Here is an 18404-nt window from a genome sequence, read left to right as displayed (position 1 = left end):
AAATAAGCTTAGAGTACTATTTATTTCTTCATTTTAGTTTTTATAGAAAGTTTACAAATAATTTATAAATATGAATGCGGATCTGGTATATTTCGTTAACTGGTTCAAATAATAACAACTACTAATGATTAAGGTTGACCTGTGGTTTACAGACGCCCTCCATCGCGTTTTGGATTGAATTCTTTAAGTGTAAAACTATCGCTACTCATATCTGCTATTTGTTTAATAGCGGGAGTATGTGCGGCTGCCTTAATGCTCAAATCAGAAGAAAAACAACTTGTTTTTGAAGAGCACGGGGTGTTGAAAAGCTCGACAGATTTATTAGTAAAGCAATTTAATGAGCGCATTAAAACAAAAATAAATATTGCTCAGCAAGCTAATAAAGTAGTAATCGAGCAACTTTTTCAACCTAATTCACCAATTAATTTAAGTAGTAAATCACAGTTAAAATTTAATAGTGATGGTACAATTCGAAGCGCTTCAGCTGACGGTTTATCAGCCGCATTTTTACCACAGCAAAATTACTCTCCTTTTTATAAACGCCTATTTAATGATTCTGAAATGTTGTGGCGTATAATTTCTCCGACTCTGGTACATGACTTTTTTAACTTCTATCTAATAACCGATGATGATTTTATTCGTGTTTCTCCTCCAAATTGGGCACTAAACGCACCATCTGGGTTTAGGGTTACGGATGAAACAACGTATAAACACATAAAAAGTACATTAGGAACAGTACGAGAGCCTACATGGTCAAAAGTTTATTACGATACAGTATGGAGAAAATGGGTTATAAGCTTATTAGTCCCTGTTTATATAGATAATGAGTTTTTAGGTGTAACGGGAAGCGATATTTCCCTCAATAAGCTTATTTCGTTTTTACCTGTTGGCGATAAAGAAAAGCATCTACTTGTTTTTAATAGTAAAGGACAATTGTTAGCACATCCTAATCTAAATCCTGCTTTATTAGCTGATTATGGTCGTGATAATAAAGCACTCGTTACTAACGAATTTGTGAACCCAGCGCTCCAGTCGATTATTGATGATGTAGTTGCGGTGAAGTTACCTGAATACGCAAATTCATTTAAACTAAATGATGAAGCGCATATTATTAATATCCGTAAAATTGATGACTTAGATTGGTATATAGGCGTATATAAAAAGCGTTCATCTACGTTATCAGCATTACAAGACTTAAAAATGAAATTTTTTGGACTCTTTATTTTATATGCAATACTCGTCGCTTTGTTGCTTCATCAAGCACTTTATCAATTAGTACTTCGTCGTTTACACACATTAGTCTATGCAGTTACAAGTTTTGGCAAAGGTCAGTTAACTACAGAATTCCCACCAGAAAACAAAGATGAAATTGGCACGCTTAATGGCTCATTTAGAGACATGACGGTAGAAATTCGCAAACTTATCGATGGCTTAAACCAGAGAATTACGGAAAAAGAAATTGCTGAAAAAGCAGCTAACCGATTATCTAAAGCTGTAGCATTCTCGGGTACTGGCGTAGTAATCACTAACGAAAACTTTGTAATTGAATACGTAAACCCCAAAATGCTCGAAATGACAGGTTATCCAGAAAGTCACTTTAATAGAGCGCCATTGCTTAATATTATTGCTCCAGAAATGTCTATTTTAGTGGAAGACATAGATATTGAATTGCGCAGTCGTAATTACTGGCGCGGTGACACGTTAATAGCAGGCTTAAATAAAGTGCCGATCTGGGTGTCTCTAAGTGTTTCGCCAATTCGTGAAGAGGGCGGTGAAATAACCAGCTATGTAGCATCTGCACAAGATATTTCGTTTGTGAAAGAAAGCCAGCGTAAAATGGAGCAACTCGCTTATTTTGACACTCTGACAGGCCTAGCCAACAGAACGTTTTTCAGAATGCAATTGCGAAAATCCATGGCATTGGCTGAGCGCGGGCACTATGCGTTTGCATTATTTTACTTTGATTTAGACGAATTTAAACGTATTAACGATACATTAGGCCACGATGCTGGCGACCAATTATTAATTGAAGTGGCAAATAGGCTTAAAAAACGCTTAAGAGTAGAAGACACCATAGCTCGTTTAGGTGGTGATGAGTTCGCAGTATTACTCAGTGGTATAGAAAGCCAAGAGCACGCGACAGATGTTGCCAATACAATTCAAAAAACATTGAATGTCCCAATTAAACTAGGTAGCAATGAAGTTATTGTGAGCGCGAGTATTGGTATTACAATGGCTCCGTACGATAGCCTCGAGGAAGATCAGTTATTAAAACATGCTGACTTAGCAATGTATGAGGCAAAAGCTAAAGGGCGTAATACATTCCATTTTTATAGCCAAGAATTGAACGCAGCTGCTAATGAGCGTTTATTTATTGAAAATGAGCTACGTATAGGGCTAAAAGAAAAACAGTTTGTAGTTTACTACCAACCCCAAGTTGACAGTCGTACCCATCAGGTAGTTGGCTATGAGGCACTATTAAGATGGTTCCATCCAACTGAAGGCGTAATTCCTCCAGATAAATTCATTCCTATTGCAGAAGCTACGGGTCTTATTGTTGAACTAGGCGAATGGGTGCTTAAAGAGTCTTGTGATTTTGCCGTAAGGTTAACAGGACAAGGCCTAGAAAATAATATATCGATCAACTTATCGGCTCGTCAGTTTAAAGACTCAAACTTAGTCTCAACACTGAGTAAAATTATAATTAGATCGGGTGTTTCGGCTAAGCGCCTTCATTTAGAGCTGACCGAAAGTATGCTAATGGGAAATGTTGAAGCTGCAATTACTCAACTCCATGAGCTTAAAGCCTTAGGTATATCTATTTCTATTGATGACTTTGGTACTGGCTATTCGTCGCTTAGTTACTTAAAACGATTCCCGGTCGATATATTGAAAATCGACCGTTCATTTGTCAAAGATATCCCTGAGGATACAAATGATATGGAAATCACTGCGGCTATTATTGCTATGGCACAAAAGTTAAAGCTAGACGTGGTCGCTGAAGGGGTTGAGACAATAGAGCAAATGCAATTTTTACAAAATAATAATTGTTTCATTGTGCAAGGATATTATTTTAGTCCGCCAATACCAGAGTATGACTTACCAAGTTTATATGAAAAGTTAGGCGAGCTTCCAAATAGCAAATTAAATGATTAATAAATGCGGGTTAACCACCCGCAATTTTAACTTTAAATTTTAACGCTTCTAAAATGGCTTTTAGTTTATCGCGGTCATCACCTTGTACTTCAATAATGCCTTCTTTTACTGCGCCGCCTTGGCCCATTTTGCTTTTTATAGTTTTAGCTAACTTTTTTAAATCGTGATCTTTTGGATCAATGCCTACAACTAACATTACGCCTTTGCCTTTACGCCCTTTTGTTTGACGTTCAATACGAATAAAACCATCTTTAAAAAGCTTGGCTACTAACTCTTTTTCTGGTTTTGGCTGGTCAATGCGACCAGTACTTGTTGAATATACTAAGTGACTATCACTCATACCTTACCTTTATGGATAAAAATTAATTAAATATTGGCGTAAATGATAGCAAATTTGAAGTTGTGTGTTTTTCTTTTTGCTAAATACTTTTAACAGGTTATATTTAGTTCAAAGGAAATATTATTGGAGTTTAATATGAGTTTAACTAAGAATGAATCAGTCGATGGCACTACATTAACAATACAAATCAAAGGTAAATTTGACTTTAATTTAGTGCAATCTTTTCGCCAAGCTTACGCCCAAATGAGCGAAAAAACTGTAAAGGTTATTATCGATTTAAGAGAGACTGACTACATGGATAGCTCAGCACTTGGCATGTTACTTAATATGAAAAAAACCATTGATAGCCAAGTGAAAACTATCGAAATAAGCAATTGCCAACCACAGCTTAGAAAAATTCTACAAATTTCACGTTTTGATAAGAAGTTTGATATTAGCTAATGATACATGTGTTAATTGTGGATGATCAGGCGCTCAATCGCATTTTACTAAGTAAAATGCTTGAGCAAGAGGGTTATAAAATATCAGTGGCTTATAACGGGCTAGATGCGCTTAATGTACTTAAAAGAGAGCAAATAGACGTTGTTTTACTCGATGTTTTAATGCCTGTAATGAATGGTTTTGAAGCTGCTGAAAAAATAAAGCAGCAGTATAGTGAAGTTTACTTACCGATTATTTTTATAACCTCCTTAGAAGATCAAGCAAGCTTTGAGCGCTGCCTTACAGTAGGTGGTGATGACTTTATTCATAAACCATTTGAAAAAGTTATTCTGCATGCAAAACTTAAAGCACATATTCGCACCAGAGAACTGAGTAAAAAAGCAAATCAACAAAAAAAACTGCTTGAATATCATCACAATCAAATTGAACGTGAACACGAAATAATTGAACATATCTTTAATAACTCATTAGAAAACCAAGGTAAGTTTAAAGAGTATTTAGATTTTAATTTATCACCGGCCTCTATGTTTAACGGCGATATGTTTTTAGTAGCGCAAAGCCCAATCGGTAATTTGTATTGCATGTTGGGAGATTTTACGGGTCACGGCCTTGCTGCAGCTATTGGTGCATTACCAACTTCTCGTGTTTTTTATACTATGGTACAAAAAGGCATGGCGGTTAACGATATTGCCTGTGAGCTAAATACACTACTGTACAACCTACTACCTGGGCATATGTTTTGTGCTGCAACCATTATAGAGCTTAGTGCATCAGGTAAAAGTGTTTCTGCATGGATGGGCGGCTTACCCGATGCCTACCTAATAGATAAAGACGGTAATGTAAAACAAACATTAGAATCACAGCATATGGCGCTAGGGATTTTAGATGAACAAGAATTTGAATACGAAGTTATTCATTTTGAAACAAATAGTAATACACGTCTAGTATTAGCAACCGACGGAATTATAGAAACAGCAAACAAAGAGGATATATTTTTTGGGGAAGAGCGTTTTTTACAAACCTTAAAAAGTAAATCGATGATTAGTAGTGAAGGCATAGTTGCTAATGTTACTAAGTTTGCAGATGGTACTAAGCAGCAAGACGATTTAAGCATTGTTTTACTAAACTGCCTGCCTTTAATTCCTGAGGAACAAGAGCGAGAAGCATTTTCTACTTTGGCTTTTAATTTGTCTTTGAGCTTAAACTCAGAGCAAATAAAAAAAACAGACCCCGTTTACGATGTCGTTAATATTTTAAGTAGTGTTGAGGGGCTAAATACTCATCGTTCTAATATATTTTTACTGCTGTCTGAGGCTTATAACAATGCGCTTGATCATGGTGTATTAGGCCTTAACTCAGAAATTAAAAAACAAGAAGATGGTTTTTTTAGATATTACGAGTTGAGAGAGGCTGCCCTTGCTAAACTTACAGATGCCATGATTATTATTGATATGCGCTATTGCCCCGACACGCTCAGTTTATATTTTATTATTTGCGATTCAGGCCGAGGGTTTAGTAGTAAGCACGATGAGTTGGCAAAGGCTAATAACGAATTTGGCAGAGGCGTGTCTTTATTAGAAGAAATAGCCGAAAAAGTTACTTATAACGCCAGTGGTAACCAAGTTGAAATGTGCTACAAGTTGAGCTAGCTCTGTAAAAATATCCATGCTATTATTCTCGAAACTTTAGATGTATGGATGGCCAAATGATTTTTTCTTACCTAAAACAAGCACAATTAAGTGCTAATCCTACTTTGATTGCAACAGAGCTTGAAAAGCTTGATCTGCATCTTACAAACTCAACTTTACCTGATGTGCGTTGGGAGTATCAAATACCTGAGCTTGGCGAGGGCGGAGCGTGTAGTTTATTTGGTTACTTACAAGATGAGCCATTCAAATTAACTGACTATCTTAAAGGTGATGAGCAAACACAACTTAAGTTAGCTAATTTACAAAGTATTGTAAGCTACATCGAACAGCAAACAGGCGTTGATTGGTATGGTATTTATCAATCAACTAATACCCCTGAAGGTGATCAACTATTAAAATTAGCTTATCATGGTGCGCCTAGTCGCCCGTTGTTTCCTTTAACGCAAGCATTTGCAGCAGGGAGTAATAACGTACAAGTTGCGCTATCTCATCAAGGTCGCATTATTAATAACGTTGAAGCGTATTTATCACAAGGCGGTGAATACTACACATGCGATCCTAAAGTTAAGTCAGAAACTTGTTTACCTTTATTCAACGCAAAAAATGAATGTGTTGGTATTGTAGATGCAGAAGCCTTTAAAAATGATTTTTTTGATGAAAAGACGCTTGCCGTTTTAATTGCATGTTGTATTAAAATTCCTCACTTTCTAGCGTAAATAACGCTAGTCAATATGATGTGCTTTTATGTTAAGCTTAGCTTAACAGCTAACCCCTAAATAACGATAAGAGATAGCCAATGTTCTCAGTATTAAAACCATTACCAACAGATCCTATTCTTGGCCTTATGGCGGCCTATAAACAAGATACAAACCCTAATAAAATTGATTTAGGTGTAGGTGTCTACAAAGATGAGCAAGGCAATACACCGGTTCTTAAAGCGGTTAAAAAAGCTGAAGCGTTTCGTCTTGAAAACGAAATGAGCAAATCTTATATTGGTTTAGCGGGTAATTTAGATTACTGCCAAAAAATGGAGCAGTTACTATTAGGCGAGCATCAAGCATTGCTAGCAAATCGCGTACGTACTGCGCAAGCGCCAGGTGGTACGGGTGCACTTCGTGTTGCAGCTGAATTTATTAAGCGTTGTAATACAGACGCGACTGTTTGGGTAACTAACCCAACATGGGCTAACCACATTAGCTTGTTTGAAGCTGCAGGCTTAACAGTAAAAGAATACCCATATTACGATTACGAAAATAAAGATTTACTGTTTGATGAAATGATCAACACACTTAAACAAGTGCCTAAAGGCGATGTGGTTTTACTACATGCATGTTGTCATAACCCAAGCGGTATGGATTTAAACGAAACACAGTGGAACACGGTTGCCGAACTGGCAAAAGAAGTTGGCTTTACACCACTTGTTGATATTGCATACCAAGGCTTTGGTGCTTCACTTGAAGAAGATGCACGTGGCTTACGTATTTTAGCCGATGCAGTGGAAGAGCTAATTATTTGTTCTTCATGTTCTAAAAACTTTGGCTTATACCGCGAGCGTATTGGTGCATGTTCACTAATTGCAAAAGACAGCGCAACAGCAGATATTTCAAACTCGGTAATGTTAAGCGTTGTACGTAGTATTTACTCAATGCCGCCAGCACATGGTGCTGACATTGTTAATACTATTTTAAGCAGTACAGAGCTTACACAATTGTGGCACTCTGAGCTTGATGAAATGCGTAGTCGTATAAATGGCTTACGTAGCTTAATTAAAGAAAGCTTAGCAACTAAAGATATTGTTCAAGACTTCTCATTTATTGAACGCCAAAACGGTATGTTTTCTTTCTTAGGTATTAATAAAGAGCAAATTGCTCGCCTACAAAAAGAATACGGCATTTACATAGTTGGCTCTAGCCGCGTAAATGTTGCAGGTGTTAGTCATTCAAATATTGAATACTTTTCAAATGCTGTAGCTGACGTTTGTAAATAAACGCAGTTAATATAAAAAACCGCACATCATTACTAATGATGTGCGGTTTTTTATTATCTAAATTTAAACAAACAGCAGCAACCTTTAACCGATAGCAGGAATAAGCCCCGCCATTTGCATAAACTGCGCAGCAATAATAGTTATGCCACATATAGCCGCTATACCAAGCCCAACATTCCCACTTTTAACTTGGTAGCCTGTTTTATTTGATGTTGTACGCTGTTTATAAACCATTGCTACAGGCAAAAATATTGCCAGGACGACAAGTGCTATTGCAGCGTACCCTAAGGCCATAATAAAGCCTTGAGGATAAAACAATGCAAAGCCAAGTGGCGGAATAAACGTAATTAAAGCCGTTTTAATTCGGTCTGTTTTATTGTCACCCTTTTTAAATGCATCAGCAAAAAAATCAAATAACCCTAAGCTCACCCCTAAAAATGATGTCGCAAGTGCTAAATCAGCAAATAACTTAACGGCCGTTGCCACACTTGGGTTATGCGCAATACTAGCCACGCTAGATACAAACCCATTAAGACCTTCGCTGTTGAGTAAATCAGTTTGACTCATAATACCTTGGCTAAGTAGTTGCCAAAAAATATAAATAACTAAAGGTAGGGCGGCTCCAGCAATCATTACTTTGCGCAGTACTTTTATTTCTACACCAACATATTTAACAATAGAAGGGATAGAGCCATGAAAACCAAACGAAGTAAATATAACCGGTATAGCCGAAAGGATTAATCCTTGCTCTACGGGCATCTCTAATAAGTGCTTACCTTGTACATAAGGGGTAAGCATGTAAAACAAACTAGCTAATACAATAATTTTTATTGTAAATAACACTCTATTTAGTTTATCTACCTTGCTAGTGCCTAGTGTTACCACACTTGCAATAATAACAGCGAGGATCACAGAGCCAAACTGTGGGGCTATATCTACATCAAAGCCTATATTTATACGCGCTTGAAGTTGTGCACCACCACCTGCAATATAAGCAGCGCATAAAGCATAAAATAAAAAAATCATCGAAAAATTCGCGATGTATTGTCCGCGCTTTCCAAGCCATAATTTAGCCAATGTATTTAATGTAGCATCGCGTGGTGCATACTGGTGTAGCTCTAACATGAGTAGTGCGGTGTAGGTCATTAGTAACCAGCTAGCAATTATTAATGCAAGCGCAGTACTAAACCCAAGCCCGGCAGATGCAATTGGCAATGCCAACATACCCGCACCAATAGTGGTGCCTGCAACAATTAACATGCTTCCAGTTGTTTTATTTTTAAGCACTTAATTACCTTAATTATTATTAATATACATGCACGATATAACTAGTTACTCAAATCTCAAATAGTTTTGTAATAAAAGAGCAGTATTAAAATGTAACTTACAATTTACAACTGTATTTATTAAGGACTTGTATGCATTTAAAAGTATTAAAATAGGGTGGTGAGGGTATAATTTTATGTACGTTGGATTGCGTTATAAAACGCTAAGGATTGGCATGTGCCGGTAAAAGCATCGTATTTTTTTATGGTTCTCATTTGGTCTACTACACCTCTAGGGATTGTGTGGAGCAGTGAAACAGTATCGCCAACGCTTGCTGTATTAATGCGTATGCTGGTGGGGTTGTTTTTAGGTGGTTTAATTGTTGCCATAACAAACATTAGAGTACCTTGGAGCAAAAATGCGTGCTTACTTTATTTTTATTCGAGTATAGGTATTTTTGGCGGTATGTTGTTGAGCTATATGGCAGCTAAAACAGTCCCTTCGGGTATTATTTCGCTTATGTTTGGCCTTGCACCTATTTTGTCGGGGTTACTTGCTCAGCAGTTATTAAATGAACCTAAATTTAGCCCGATTAAATTAGTTGCGTTAGCGTGCGCCTTAATTGGCTTATATTTTGTTAGTTATAACCAAGTACAAAACTCGCAAACTCAAGGACTTGGGTTGCTTTATGTGTTTATGGCTGTCTGCTTTTTTAGTTTAAGTGGTGTGATGATCAAGCGTGTGCAGATTGCGATTCATCCTATGGCAACAACATTTGGTGCCTTAGTTTTTGTAACCCCACTCTTTTTTATTGCTTGGTGGTTATTAGATGGTGAGTTGCATATACAAAACTGGAGTGCAAAATCATTGTGGGCTATTGGTTATCTAGGAATATTTGGATCTTTAGTAGGGGCTTTGGCGTATTTTCATGTGCTGCAAAACCTTAATGCAAGCACGGTATCACTTACTACACTTATAACTCCTAGCTTTGCGTTAGGCTTGGGAGCTTGGCTAAATAATGAGTCATTAAGCCAAGAGTTAATAATTGGTGCGGTTATTATTTTAATTAGTCTGGGCTTTTTTCAATTTGGTGATAAGTTTTTAAAACGCAGTAAAGTAAGCGCAAATTAGCTTTACTACATTTTTTCTATTTGAATAATTAAACGACGGTTTTTGTCTCGGCTTAAAATGTTATCGTTATTATCAACAAAGCGTTTTTCGCCCAAACCGGTTGTTTGTACTTTGGCTTCATCAACACCCAAGCTCACCATATAATCTTTTATAGTTTTGGCGCGCTTGCGCGATAAATCTAAGTTATTCCAGCGTCCGCCATAGCTATCAGTGTATGAGTCAATACTAATAGACTCTATGCTTGCATCATTTTTTAAATACTCAGCAATTTTATCAAGACGTTGTTGCGACGATTTAGTTAATTTACTGCTGTTAGATTGATAGTTCATTACAGTAAACGAAATATCTTCAAAGCTGTAAGGGAGTAGTTCATCGCGGCACTGTAAAAAAGCCCAGTAAGCTTGTTTAAAGTTTACGCTCGATATACCAACGGCAATTTTATCGGCACTGTTTTGCCAGTCTTGATAATAAAAAGTAGGGTAGTAGCCTTTTTCAAGCTCGGTAAGCATTTCCCATGCTGTTTTATTGCCTAGCTCGCCATCAAACTTTTTAAGTAATTTCATGTTTGCAATATCGCGAGCGGGCAATCCTGCACGCCATGTAGGTGGCACTGCTTTTAAACCTGCAATTGCGTAGTTATCTGGGCGAACAACCATATCTAAATTAAACGTTAAGTTTTTATTTTTACTTGCTGAAGCTTTAAAAATAGCTTCACCGTAATAAGGAACCTCATGATTTAATTGGCATTGTAAGCGCGTTGTTTTAACGACTTCCCAGTTGGAGTTGTCTTGGGTTGCTGTATATTGGCGCATAGCAGCTTGCGAGTGAGTACTGCAAAGCACTGCACTTATACTAAGGCTAATAAATAACAACTTATACTTCATGGTGCTCTCCAGCTATCCGGGAATGCCAATAATTTGGCAAATTAACGACTGCAATGATTAGTTTGTTCTCTATATAACTAACTCATAAGTTAAAGCAAGTTATGTGCCTACAATTTTAAAGCAATAAATACTTAAATCCCCTAGCCTAGGGGGCATCAATTTTGACATAATAGTCAGCTTACACGTATAAACAAAGAAGACTATGGCAAATACTGAGCAAACACCTTTCGCAAAACGCTTTCGTGGATTTTTTCCTGTTGTTATTGATGTTGAAACTGCAGGTTTTAACAAAGAAACAGATGCCTTATTAGAAATAGCAGCCTCTGTTTTAAAAATGGATGACGAAGGATTGCTCAGCATAGATCATACTGTTCATTTTCATGTTCAGCCATTCGAAGGCGCTAATATAGAACAAGCAGCCATCGACTTTAACGGTATAGACCCGTTTTCACCATTACGTGGCGCAGTGCCTGAAGGTGAAGTAATTAAAGAAATATGTAAAGTAGTACGCAAAGCGCAAAAAGCCGCTGGGTGCCAACGCTCAGTTATTGTGGCGCATAATGCTGCATTCGATCATGGCTTTTTAAATGCAGCAATAGAGCGTAACAACATTAAGCGTACGCCATTTCATCCGTTTGTAAGCTTCGATACAACATCTTTAGCAGGTTTAGCGTTAGGGCAAACTGTATTAGCAAAAGCATGTAGAGCGGCAGGTATCGAGTTTGACAACAGCCAAGCGCACTCTGCGCTTTACGACACAGAACGTACAGCTGAGCTTTATTGTTTAATAGTAAACCGCTGGCAGCAATTAGGTGGTTGGCCATTAGCGCCAACCGACGATTGCGACGCTAATGCCGAAGTTGAAACTGAGACACAAAATAACGAATAAACTAAAACGTCTGAGTAATTTTACCCTCAGTTAGCTTAACTAGGTGGGGCGGATAAATACGCGAAAATTGTTTAGAACCCTTCGCTATTCTAAGCTCCGTATCAAAGTGCATTAGTATTTTACTTTTAAATAGCGACTGACAGGCAAGTAATTGGACTATTTTTGTTTGATAAGTGATTTTCGGTTGTTTAACGTACGATTGATGCATGCAATTAAAATAAACCGTTACTAGGCCTTGAGTATCAGTACTTTACTCGGTTATACTGTTTGTACGCTCTGAATTGAGTTACTAATTCAGGGGCTGATTAGGATTCGACGGAATTCAAGAAGCCCAAGGTGCATGTCGAGGTGCGGTTTGCCTCGTTAAACAGCCGCAACCTAAAGTAATCGCAAACGACGATAACTACTCTCTAGCAGCTTAGGCTGGCTAGCGCTCCTTCCATGTATTCTTGTGGACTGGATTTTGGAGTGTCACCCTAACACCTGATCGCGACGGAAACCCTGGCCGGGGTTGAAGCGCTAAAACTAAGCGGCCTCGCCTTTACTTACCGTGTTTGTCCGGGACTTAAAGGTTAATTAAATGACAATACTAAACATGTAGTACCGACGGTCGAGGCTTTTCGGACGGGGGTTCAAATCCCCCCAGCTCCACCAATAAAGGTTTTTGAACTCGTTATTCGAAAACCATAAGAAACCCGCAAATTTGTTAACCCAAATTTGCGGGTTTTTTTATGGAATTCATAAAGTGAAAGTTGAGATTCTCTTATAGCTATAGCACGTAACTTCACTTTTATGACAATTATTAAAATACAAAATAACGACAGTATGCTTATTATGAAGTTAAATTAAGTATTGGCTTTATTCACCTAAACTGCATTGGCAGTGGTGTTTATGGCTTGTGTGTTTTGATGTTGTCTAATATGGATTTGGCTAATCCAATCAACAGCATTTATCCACTGCACTTTGGCAGGACAGTATTTTGAGTGATCTCATTGTATGTGTCATTATCCAAGTTTTTTGATTGTTGTATTGTTTGCTATATGAAACTAATTCGACAGATAAGGATTACACTTTTCAATAATTTTTGATTAAAAAAGCCCTAACAAACAGCGTTAAGGCTTTGGCGTGTAGCTGTTACTTTATCTTTTAGCGAGTGATTTTACAGATTGCTTTTGATCACTTGCTGGTTGGATTGCTTTGTCTATTAATGTTTCAGGTGGTTTATTTCGAACGCACATAAGTACTTTGTTCATTGCTTGGCATGTGCCTGTCGCTTTTTTATCATGGCTTGTGTAGCTGCAATCTTCATTAATGGCTTTTGCTTCACATGCTTCCCAAGGCGCATTTGAGCCGTGGCCTGCATGACTTAGCGCTGAGCATGAGGCAGCAAGTAAAAAGCCAGTGGTTAGTGCTTTTATCACGTTAAATATTTTCATTAGTATCTCAGTTAATTATTTAGCTAGAATACGAGTTATCTTGCGGTAGCACCTTTAAAACAACCAATAAACATGTTTTCAGATACATCGGCTGCATGGTAGTGGTATCCGCGTGTATCGTCGGTGTGGCCTCTACATTCGTCTAAATCAGTGGGTTCTAATCCATTTTCGTTAAGCATGCCAAAGATACCAAATCCATCGAGTGCATAACCCATCATGGCGGCATGACCGTCTGATTGAATTTGTGTTTGGCTACAACCTGCTTCACCATGGTAGTGATAACCTGCTACTAAGTTAATATGGCCAGCGCAATCATCAAAGGCTGCAATAGTGTATGCGCCTAAAATAGCCTCAACAGGCGCGGGTGCAGCAAGTACAACACCATTGAGAGCAACACCTACATTGGCGTTACCAATACTGCTATTTTGAGTGGTTGCAACAGGCGTTATTGGAATTAAAAATGATTCTGATATACCGCCATCAACATAATCAATAGAGCATTCTACGCAGTGGTTTTGGTATTGTTCTTCTACATTTGGACGTGCAGCGCCATCACACGATTCTTGTGTGTCGGTTACATTTACAAGGCCTGTACCTTCGTCGTATAGCTGCCAATGACTATCGTTATATAATGTAGGTAGATTTAAAATAAAGTCGCCGGTTATATCGTAAACCTCACCGGTGCCATCAAACCAAATACCGGCTTCGTCTGCTGTTGAGGTGATATTTTGAGGGCAAAATACACCAATCTCGTAATTTGAAGGCGCACCGGCAATATCAATTTTGTAGCATGAGGCTTCATCGCCATTACTTAGCGTACATGTTTGAGTGGTAATTGATGAAATGAGTGCATCGCTTTCAAAGTTAAAAGGGTCAACTTCTACAACAAAATCGGTTGAAGTATCTGTTGTAGTTCCCTCATCGGTGGTTGTTTCAGTTACGACGGTACTTTCAGCATCGCTACCGTTACAGGCAGCTAAACCCAGTGCAAATATACACACTGCAAGCGGTGTCAAAGTTGGTGTGTTAAATCTTCTCATCAAAAATATCCGGTAATGAAGTTGAATGTATAATATTTGTTAAATGTGCAAACAAAGTGCAAAAACAACGCAACATAGTACATAGCACGAGATAGAAGCTGATAAAGTTGCTATAAATGTGCTTAGTACCTTTTATTGTTTAAATACTGCGACTTAAAAGTACTTAAATAGGCAGTGGAGTTTTATGGATTTTTTATTTCCCGACAGCATGTCTTTATTTTTGTTTTTATTGTTAATGATCACCGCTGGCTTTACTTCTTTTATATCTGCTGCATTTGGTGCTGGTGGTGGATTAATGCTGCTTGTTGTTATGGCGTCGTTTATGCCAATGGCAGTTGTTGTGCCTGTGCATGGTTTAGTACAGCTTGGCTCTAATGCAAATAGGTTTTTACTCAGCTTTAGGCATATTGATAAAAGCATGTTTGTATATTTTGCGTTAGGCGGCTTAGTAGGGGCGGGGTTATCAAGTTTTGTAATTGATGATATATCACTTGATGCTATGAAGTTAGTCGTCGCTATTTTTGTTATTTATTTACTGTGGGGTAAAACGCCACCTATAAAATTAACCTCTAAGGTGTGGCGTATGGTCGCCGGTGGCATAACTACTTTTATTTCTATGTTTGTGGGGGCAAGTGGCCCATTAGTTGGTAGCTGTTTATATATAAATAATTACGAAAAGTTAAAATTTACGGCAACGTTTTCGAGCATTATGAGTGTGCAGCATTTATTAAAAGCGATAATTTATGGTGCTGTTGGCTTTAGTTTTTGGCAATGGATACCGCTTGTAATTGCTATGATAATAAGTGGTGCTGTAGGAACTTGGTTCGGAATTAAACTATTTAAAAGCATGTCTGGGGATAAATTCAAGCGTATTTTTAGGGTGATTTTAACGTTATTAACGCTGCAACTAGGTTGGCAAGGTATAAAAATGTTACTCCACTAATTTGCTTAGTGGAGTAAATTTAATTTTATTAAACATAAATTATTTAAGCGGATTAAATAATTCACTGCGTCAAAAAGTTACTAATATAGAGCGACTACGCTGTAATTTTTTGCCTTATCGATGAATTACATATTTTTTGTAATAATTGTTCATACGTTTAATTAAATTGGTATTAAAGCTTATTTAACAGCGGCTTTAATTGGCTTGTCGCCATCAAACAACTCAAAAATGCGGTTACTAATAAATGAGTTGGTCGCAATATGTAATAATGCATTAGCTACGTTTTCGCGGCTAACTTTGGCTTTTGAACGATCACTTGGTCGCTGCGTAGTTACTTGCATTGAAGCACTATCGTCAGTCAGTGTACCAGGGCGAACAATGGTATAATTTAAACCACTATTTATTAAATGCTCGTCAGCCATGTGCTTAGCAACTAAGTAAGGTTTTAAATCACCTTGAATCGAATCTGGATCGTCAGCACCAATCGAACTGACCATAATAAAGTGATTAACGCCGTGCTCTTTAGCGAATGTAGCTGCTTTTGTTGCAGCCCATAAATCAATAAGTACAGTTTTATCATCGCCTGTACTTCCGCCAGAACCAGCAGCAAAAATCACTTGGTCACAGCCTTTCATTGCGTCACCAAAATCGCCTTCAAGATCTTGCTTAACAATAGTTAAAAAAGAGCTGTTTAAATCGCTTAACTTATTTTTGTCGCGCACTAATGCCACAACATTTTGCTCATTTTCTAAAAGTAGCTCAGTTGCCATTTTACCTATTTGTCCGCTTGCGCCAATAATTAGGGTCTTACTCATAATTAACTCCTTCCAATAAATAGTAAAAGTAATGTGCTTACAAACAGACCTTGGGGTAGAGGATTATTTTTAAAGGGTAAAAAAGAGTTTAAATGAGCTAATTTCAAAAAATACTTTAATTAAAGTGCGATGCTTAACTGAGTATTAAAATTAACTGCTTTTGGTGTGTTTTTTAGAGTTTTTATTTGGCTGTTATGCTTTTTACATACTATCGTGATGGTGTAAGTTAACAATACTTTTTGGCAGTTATATTTTTAGGTGGTGTAGCGTTTTTGTCGGGAATGCTTTTAATTATAATTTTTTGAGCGATGTTTTTAACCTACCAAAAAGCACCGCTGTTGCTTAAATTTTATTACGAATTAAGTCTCGCACTATAAATCGTGCAGGATGAATAGCTTGGCTTACACGTTCGCTTAATGGGCGGGGTTCGTTATTTAAACAACTTACGAGGTGGTCTGCACTTAGTGGTGCGCTACACAACGCGCGTGCGCCAAAACCGGTAAAAATATGTAGGCCTTGTTGTGGCTTATTGAGTTGCTCATATTGGTAGCGTTTACCTAAACGTAGATTAGCAAAAGCCATTGTATAATCACTTTGCTCACACCATTGCCCAGCTATTGGTAGGTGATCTATAAATGTGCAGCGAACAGCCGCTTTTGCTGAGGTTATATTGCCAAGGGTGGCGGCAAATTCACTTTGGTCGTAAAAACTAAGTAACTGTTCTTTATTAGTTAGGTTGTCTAGCTCGGTAACTTGGCGGCTTTTAGTGTTTTTTTCAAACGTGGCACCCATACAGTGATGATCTAAATAAGCCGGTGTAAAATAGCCTTTATGGCATAGCACTGTTTTAAGTTTGCGTGATTGCTCACTTGCCTCAATATGTGAAACCTGACCGCGTACGCCTACTATAGGTAGCGCTTTTGTTTGCTCAAATGCATCGCTGTGCTCACCTGCACAAATAATTACATCGCTAAACGGGCCTAACAGCTCATCATTCGTTAATAAAAACCAACCGTTGTCAGTTTTTTTAAGCTGTTTTATATCGCAGTTAAATACGCTTTTAAATGGGTTTATGCTATTTGCAGCGCTAAGCATAGCGTTTACTAATTGTGGCGGGTTAACCCAGCCGCCTTGTTCAAAAAACACGCCTGAATAACCTGTTGTTACGCCGGCTATTTCATCGCCTTGCTCTGCGGTTACGTTACGCATTAGCTGGGTTGGCCACAGTTGCTTTTGTGCTAAGTTTTCGTGCTTATCAGCGAGAGGTTTTTTCACTGCGTGTTGTAATACGCCGCACCAATCGTAATCAAAATTAAAACCACTGCTAAGTAAGTTGTTATATAGGCGTTTGGCGTATAAAAAGCTATGTGCAAACAATTCGCTGTGCGGCGAGTTTTTAGCTTGTAGGTGAGGGTAAATAGCGCCTTGCACATTGTGCGAAGCCCCCATTGCAGGCTTTTCATCTTGGCAAAATAATTGGCTGGTTATGCCACGTTTAGCCAAGCTGTATAAAATACAGCTACTGGCAATACCACCGCCAATGACCGCTACATTTTTTAAAGTACTGCTATCTTGATTAAAATAAGCGGGGGTTGATTGAGCGTTATTAACATGTTTAAGTTGGCCAGTAAGCATATCTTCTTTTTGATTAAAATCTTTGGCTTTTTTAGTACTAAAGCCAGCCTCTATTAATCCTCGTTGAACAAAGTCAGCGGCAGTAAAAGTCGATAAGGTTGCATTAGCTCTTGTTATATTAGCCATGGAGTTAAATAAACTTTGCTGCCACATATCAGGATTTTCACTTGGCTCAAGCCCATTTAAATACCAAGCATCAACAATTCCTGTTTGCGGGTAGCTCATTGCTTGTATTGATTCAAGCGCATCACCAAAGTATAAATCGAGAACAACATTGCCATTATTAAATTCGAGCCGGTGGCATCCTTCTAAATTAATTGGGTAGTTTACTGTTAATTGCTCACTAAAATAACTTAAGGTAGGCCAAGCGGTTAATGCTTGTTTTAAGTCTGTTAATGTTAAGGGATACTTTTCAAACGAAATATAGTGTAGGCGTTTTACGCTTTTTTCACATTCATTTTGAACTTGCATCCGCTCAAGGTGGTCTTTAAAGCGTTGCCACGTATTTAAAAAGTTTAAACCGGTGCCAAAACCGGTTTCGGCAATAACAAAATGTGATTGGTCATGATTTTGTAATCGTACATCTATATTATTTTGCTCATAGTACACATAATGCGATTGAGCTAAGCCATCGTCATTAGAAAAATAAATATCACCGGAGTCATTAGTCAAAGGTGTACCTAAATTATTAATGTGACTATGTGCGTTCTTAATCATAATTTTTTAAATTTATAGATATATTTTTAATTATTTTACGGGTTTTCTTTGTAATAGTCTGGCGTTATTTATAAG

At 37.7% G+C, this 18404-nt stretch carries 15 protein-coding genes, 1 other RNA gene and 1 pseudogene; 9 read left to right on the top strand and 8 right to left on the bottom strand.

Going from position 1 to position 18404, the window contains the following annotated elements:
* Positions 1 to 141: 141 nt before the first annotated feature.
* Positions 142 to 3156 carry an EAL domain-containing protein gene (locus GQR54_RS05480; protein ID WP_166376792.1) on the top strand — a complete coding sequence of 1005 codons (3015 nt, stop codon included), beginning with the start codon at positions 142 to 144 and terminating at the stop codon, positions 3154 to 3156.
* 10 nt (positions 3157 to 3166) lie between these two features.
* Here the strand turns inward: GQR54_RS05480 and GQR54_RS05475 are convergent, their stop codons facing one another.
* Entirely contained in the window at positions 3167 to 3496 is a 330-nt protein-coding gene (locus tag GQR54_RS05475; protein ID WP_166376791.1) for a stress response translation initiation inhibitor YciH, read from the bottom strand.
* A 135-nt stretch (positions 3497 to 3631) separates the two neighbouring features.
* Here GQR54_RS05475 and GQR54_RS05470 point away from each other — a divergent pair, with 135 nt between their 5' ends.
* From GQR54_RS05470 to GQR54_RS05455, 4 genes are all read left to right on the top strand, one after another.
* Positions 3632 to 3937, top strand: coding sequence for an STAS domain-containing protein (locus GQR54_RS05470; protein WP_002962948.1), 306 nt, complete (start codon positions 3632 to 3634; stop codon positions 3935 to 3937).
* A complete protein-coding gene (locus GQR54_RS05465) occupies positions 3937 to 5586 on the top strand; it encodes a SpoIIE family protein phosphatase (protein WP_166376790.1) in 1650 nt (549 codons plus the stop codon). Before GQR54_RS05470 ends, GQR54_RS05465 begins: the two co-directional genes overlap by 1 nt.
* A gap of 56 nt (positions 5587 to 5642) precedes the next feature.
* A complete protein-coding gene (locus tag GQR54_RS05460; RefSeq protein ID WP_166376789.1) occupies positions 5643 to 6302 on the top strand; it encodes a GAF domain-containing protein in 660 nt (219 codons plus the stop codon).
* 80 nt (positions 6303 to 6382) lie between these two features.
* Positions 6383 to 7573, top strand: coding sequence for an amino acid aminotransferase (locus GQR54_RS05455; protein ID WP_166376788.1), 1191 nt, complete (start codon positions 6383 to 6385; stop codon positions 7571 to 7573).
* Positions 7574 to 7657: 84 nt separating this feature from the next.
* Here GQR54_RS05455 and tyrP read toward each other — a convergent pair whose 3' ends face one another.
* Positions 7658 to 8860 carry a tyrosine transporter TyrP gene (gene tyrP, locus GQR54_RS05450; RefSeq protein WP_166376787.1) on the bottom strand — a complete coding sequence of 401 codons (1203 nt, stop codon included), beginning with the start codon at positions 8858 to 8860 and terminating at the stop codon, positions 7658 to 7660.
* A gap of 216 nt (positions 8861 to 9076) precedes the next feature.
* On the opposite strand from tyrP, the gene GQR54_RS05445 reads away from it, so the two are divergent.
* Positions 9077 to 9970, top strand: coding sequence for a DMT family transporter (locus GQR54_RS05445; protein WP_166376786.1), 894 nt, complete (start codon positions 9077 to 9079; stop codon positions 9968 to 9970).
* Between the two features lie 5 nt (positions 9971 to 9975).
* On the opposite strand, the gene GQR54_RS05440 is transcribed toward GQR54_RS05445, so the two are convergent.
* Positions 9976 to 10854, bottom strand: coding sequence for an OmpA family protein (locus tag GQR54_RS05440; RefSeq protein WP_010554639.1), 879 nt, complete (start codon positions 10852 to 10854; stop codon positions 9976 to 9978).
* Positions 10855 to 11056: 202 nt separating this feature from the next.
* On the opposite strand from GQR54_RS05440, the gene rnt reads away from it, so the two are divergent.
* The gene (gene rnt, locus GQR54_RS05435) at positions 11057 to 11743 is read left to right on the top strand and encodes a ribonuclease T (RefSeq protein ID WP_166376785.1); all 687 of its coding nucleotides are present in this window, start codon (positions 11057 to 11059) and stop codon (positions 11741 to 11743) included.
* Position 11744: 1 nt separating this feature from the next.
* Here rnt and GQR54_RS19555 read toward each other — a convergent pair.
* A pseudogene (locus GQR54_RS19555) lies at positions 11745 to 11942 on the bottom strand (DUF342 domain-containing protein); the annotation flags it as partial.
* Positions 11943 to 12040: 98 nt separating this feature from the next.
* Here GQR54_RS19555 and ssrA point away from each other — a divergent pair.
* Positions 12041 to 12397, top strand: a transfer-messenger RNA (tmRNA) gene (gene ssrA / locus GQR54_RS05430).
* A gap of 485 nt (positions 12398 to 12882) precedes the next feature.
* Here ssrA and GQR54_RS05425 read toward each other — a convergent pair.
* Positions 12883 to 13179, bottom strand: coding sequence for a hypothetical protein (locus GQR54_RS05425; protein WP_166376784.1), 297 nt, complete (start codon positions 13177 to 13179; stop codon positions 12883 to 12885).
* A 35-nt stretch (positions 13180 to 13214) separates the two neighbouring features.
* The gene (locus GQR54_RS05420; protein WP_166376783.1) at positions 13215 to 14219 is read right to left on the bottom strand and encodes a YHYH protein; all 1005 of its coding nucleotides are present in this window, start codon (positions 14217 to 14219) and stop codon (positions 13215 to 13217) included.
* A 184-nt stretch (positions 14220 to 14403) separates the two neighbouring features.
* On the opposite strand from GQR54_RS05420, the gene GQR54_RS05415 reads away from it, so the two are divergent.
* Positions 14404 to 15162, top strand: coding sequence for a sulfite exporter TauE/SafE family protein (locus GQR54_RS05415; protein WP_166376782.1), 759 nt, complete (start codon positions 14404 to 14406; stop codon positions 15160 to 15162).
* A 179-nt stretch (positions 15163 to 15341) separates the two neighbouring features.
* Here GQR54_RS05415 and GQR54_RS05410 read toward each other — a convergent pair whose 3' ends face one another.
* Both GQR54_RS05410 and mnmC read right to left on the bottom strand, forming a co-directional pair.
* A complete protein-coding gene (locus tag GQR54_RS05410) occupies positions 15342 to 15977 on the bottom strand; it encodes an NAD(P)-binding oxidoreductase (protein ID WP_166376781.1) in 636 nt (211 codons plus the stop codon).
* Between the two features lie 342 nt (positions 15978 to 16319).
* Positions 16320 to 18329, bottom strand: coding sequence for a bifunctional tRNA (5-methylaminomethyl-2-thiouridine)(34)-methyltransferase MnmD/FAD-dependent 5-carboxymethylaminomethyl-2-thiouridine(34) oxidoreductase MnmC (gene mnmC / locus GQR54_RS05405; RefSeq protein WP_166376780.1), 2010 nt, complete (start codon positions 18327 to 18329; stop codon positions 16320 to 16322).
* Positions 18330 to 18404 lie beyond the last annotated feature (75 nt).

This window comes from Pseudoalteromonas sp. Z9A4 (assembly GCF_011378845.1).
GTDB classification, from domain to species: Bacteria; Pseudomonadota; Gammaproteobacteria; order Enterobacterales; family Alteromonadaceae; genus Pseudoalteromonas; species Pseudoalteromonas arctica.
This window is presented reverse-complemented; position numbering and strand designations above follow the sequence as displayed.